Raw genomic sequence first — 3,301 nt, forward strand, 5'->3', positions numbered from 1 at the left:
ACTGCAGGCTGAACCGGAAGAGGAAGCTCCAGTCATTTCAGTGTCGGGCCGCACCTATCCGGTCGAGATCCGCTACCGGGAACCCGAGGATGGCGACCAGTTCTCCGGGATCGTGGACGGAGTCTTTGAACTCATGGACGAGGGTCCGGGAGACATTCTCGTGTTCCTGTCGGGTGAGGGCGAGATCAAGGATGCGGACAAAGCGCTGAAGGACGCGCTCCCGCACTATGCGGCTCCCGGTGAGGGCAGGCCGGGTTCCGTTGAAGTGCTCCCGCTCTTTGCGAGGCTGAGTTCTGCCGAGCAGCACCGGATCTTCCAGGTGCGGGACTGGCGCCGCATTATCCTCGCCACCAACATCGCCGAGACGTCCCTGACCGTTCCTGGAATCCGGTACGTCATCGACCCCGGCACCGCCCGCATCTCCCGCTACTCCAACAAAACGAAGGTGCAGCGCCTCCCGATTGAGAAGGTGTCCCAGGCCAGTGCGAACCAGCGGTCGGGCCGATGCGGCCGTGTCGCCGATGGTGTGGCTATCCGCCTCTATACGGAGGAGGACTTCGTGGGGCGTCCCGAGTTCACCGAACCCGAGATTCAGCGCACCTCCCTCGCTTCCGTCATCCTCCAGATGGCATCCCTCGGTCTTGGTGACGTTGCGGACTTCCCGTTCGTTGACCTGCCGCAGATGACGGCGGTGCGGGCCGGACTTCAGCTGCTCGACGAGATCGGCGCGATCAGGACAGGCAGGATCACCAGGCTCGGTTCGAAGCTGGCGCGGCTCCCGGTCGACCCGCGACTGGGCAGGATGCTTCTCGAGGCGCAGCGCAACGGTGTCGTGTCCGAGGTGCTAGTGATCGTGGCTGCGCTGTCGGTGCAGGACGTCCGAGAGCGCCCCACGGAGAAGCGTGCCGAGGCGGATGCCTTCCACGAACGGTTCACTGACCCCCGTTCCGACTTCATCGGGTACCTCAACGTGTGGCGCTATCTCAACGTCATGCAACGGGACCTCTCGAACTCCGCGTTCCGCAGGCTGTGCCGCACCGAGTACCTGAACTATTTGAGATTCAGGGAGTGGCGCGATGTCGTGACACAGCTACGGCAGATGGGGAGGTCGCTGGGTGCCAACCGCATCGGCATCCCCTCACCCAAGCTTATCGCCGAGGCCGGTGACGTTGCCGCGGCGATTCGCTCCTTCGACAGGTCGAAGACGGAAGAGATCCACAAGTCGCTCCTCGTGGGCCTGCTGTCCTCCCTCGGTTCGTGGGATGAGAAGCGCAAGGATTACGAGGGTTCGCGCGGATCCCGTTTCACGATCTGGCCCGGTTCCGGCCTCGCCAAGCGCCACCCATCGTGGGTCATGGCGGCGGAGCTCGTTGAGACCTCCCGGCTGTTTGCTCGCACTGTGGCCCAGATCGAACCCGAGTGGGTCGAGCCGATCGCAAGTCACGTCACGAACAGGGTCCATTCGGAACCATTCTGGTCGACGAAGCACGGCGCCGCGATGGGCACGAGAAGGTCCTGCTGTACGGCATGACTCTCATTGCGGACCGTCAGGTCCTCCTCTCGAAGGTCGGGACCCTCTCTGCCCACGAACTTGCCCGAGAGATGTTCATACGGCACGCACTCGTGCAGAACCAGTGGCGCGACAACTGGCATCCCTTCATCGAGGAGAACAAGCAGGCTCTCGAGGATGCTCGGGAGGTTGAGCGGCGCAGGCGCGTGCACGGTCTCGTTGCTGACGAAACGGAGTTGGAACGTTTCTTTGACGAACGGATCCCCGAGGACATCGTGTCCGCGGCCCACTTCAATTCCTGGTACAAGAAGAACAAGTCCTCCGTCGATCTGACGTATCCTCGTTCCCTGCTCCTTGGTGAGGAGGAGGCAAGCGAGAACGATTACCCGGACACGTGGGTGCAACGCGGACTCAAGCTCGCCATCGACTATCAGTTCAACCCGGGCGGTCGCATGGACGGCATCACAATTACCATCCCCGTCACGCTCCTACCCCAGCTCACGGACGATGGCTTCGATTGGCTCGTCCCGGGGATGAGGTCGGAGCTCGCCGAGGCCACGATTCGTTCCTTGCCGAAGCGGCTCCGTCGCGAGCTCGTGCCAGCACCCGATGTTGCGAGGGCAGTTGTCGACCTGCTTCCAGCATGGGAGGATGTCGCAACCGGGGAACCGGGTACCCCCACCTACCACGAGGCATTCGCGAAGGCAGTCCTGTCGCTGCGCGGGGTTGAGATCGACGAATGGGGTGACCTGCCTGCTCACCTGACCGTCACGTTCAAGGTCACCTCCGGCAAGAAGACTGTTGCGACAGGGACCAGCATCAAGCACCTTCAAAAGCAGCTCGCTCCCGACACGAAACAGGCCGTGTCCAGCGCAGTGAAGAAGGCTGTTGCTCAGGCAATCCAGCCCTCCCTGCCGCAGGATGGTTTCGGTAAGGACGGCCTGCCGGCCTCGGTCGAAGCGGGCGGCGCCAAGGGCTACCCGGCTCTCGTGGAGAGACACGGTAAGATCCGCGTCGAGGTGCTCGATACGGTGCGGGAGCAGACGAAGGAGCATCGCAAGGGCGTGCTCGCCATGCTGACCGAGAAGCTCTCGCTACCCGTTGGCAGGATTACGTCACGCTGGTCCCCGACACTGTCGCTGACGATGGCGGGGTCTCCCTACTCCACAACCGAGTCTCTCGTTGCTGATCTTCAGTGGTCCGCGGTGCGGAACCTTGCTGGTCCCGTCATCAACGTCCGCACCCAGAAGGCCCTCGACGAGATCGCGAACAAGATCCGGGACAGGGTTGAGGACGAAGTGTATCGACTCGCGGAGATCACGGGCCGGATCCTTGGCTCGTGGCGTGAACTCCTTGCCGCCATCGACCGCGCACCCAGCTCCATGATCGGGGTCGCGACTGAGGTCAAGGACCAGGCCAACCACCTGGTTTATGACGGGTTTTTGCGGGACACACCTGACGAGTGGCTCCCCCACATCCCCCGTTACCTGAGCGCAGCCACCCTCAGGCTGTCCTCCAACCTCGAGTTGGATGACGAGCGTGCGGATCAGGTCATGCAGGCGGAAGAGATGCTGGAGCGGTTCAACCCGGAATCCCTTGAGGAGGAGAAAGCTGCAGAGCGTGCTCGCTGGCTCATTCAGGAGCTCCGAGTCTCGCTGTGGGCGCAGAAGCTTGGCACCTCGGTCAAGGTGTCCCTCCCCCGCATAGGCAAGCTCCTCAGCAAGTAAGCGGCAGCTCAAAGAGGCTCTTCATAATTGAGTGTGTAGCGGGCGTTTTGCGCGTCGTGGCATG

At 62.6% G+C, this 3,301-nt stretch carries 2 protein-coding genes; both read left to right on the plus strand.

The window, feature by feature from the left end; genetic code table 11:
* Positions 1-1,531 (plus strand): oligonucleotide/oligosaccharide-binding fold domain-containing protein (locus tag QMB98_RS08125; protein ID WP_371685207.1); only part of this gene is annotated, 1,531 nt, incomplete at its 5' end.
* The gene (locus QMB98_RS08130) at positions 1,420-3,237 is read left to right on the plus strand and encodes a DUF3418 domain-containing protein (RefSeq protein ID WP_371685208.1); all 1,818 of its coding nucleotides are present in this window, start codon (positions 1,420-1,422) and stop codon (positions 3,235-3,237) included. The genes QMB98_RS08125 and QMB98_RS08130, both read left to right, overlap by 112 nt.
* Positions 3,238-3,301 lie beyond the last annotated feature (64 nt).

The sequence above is a fragment of the Flaviflexus sp. genome, from assembly GCF_041440645.1.
Taxonomy (GTDB): Bacteria; Actinomycetota; Actinomycetes; order Actinomycetales; family Actinomycetaceae; genus Flaviflexus.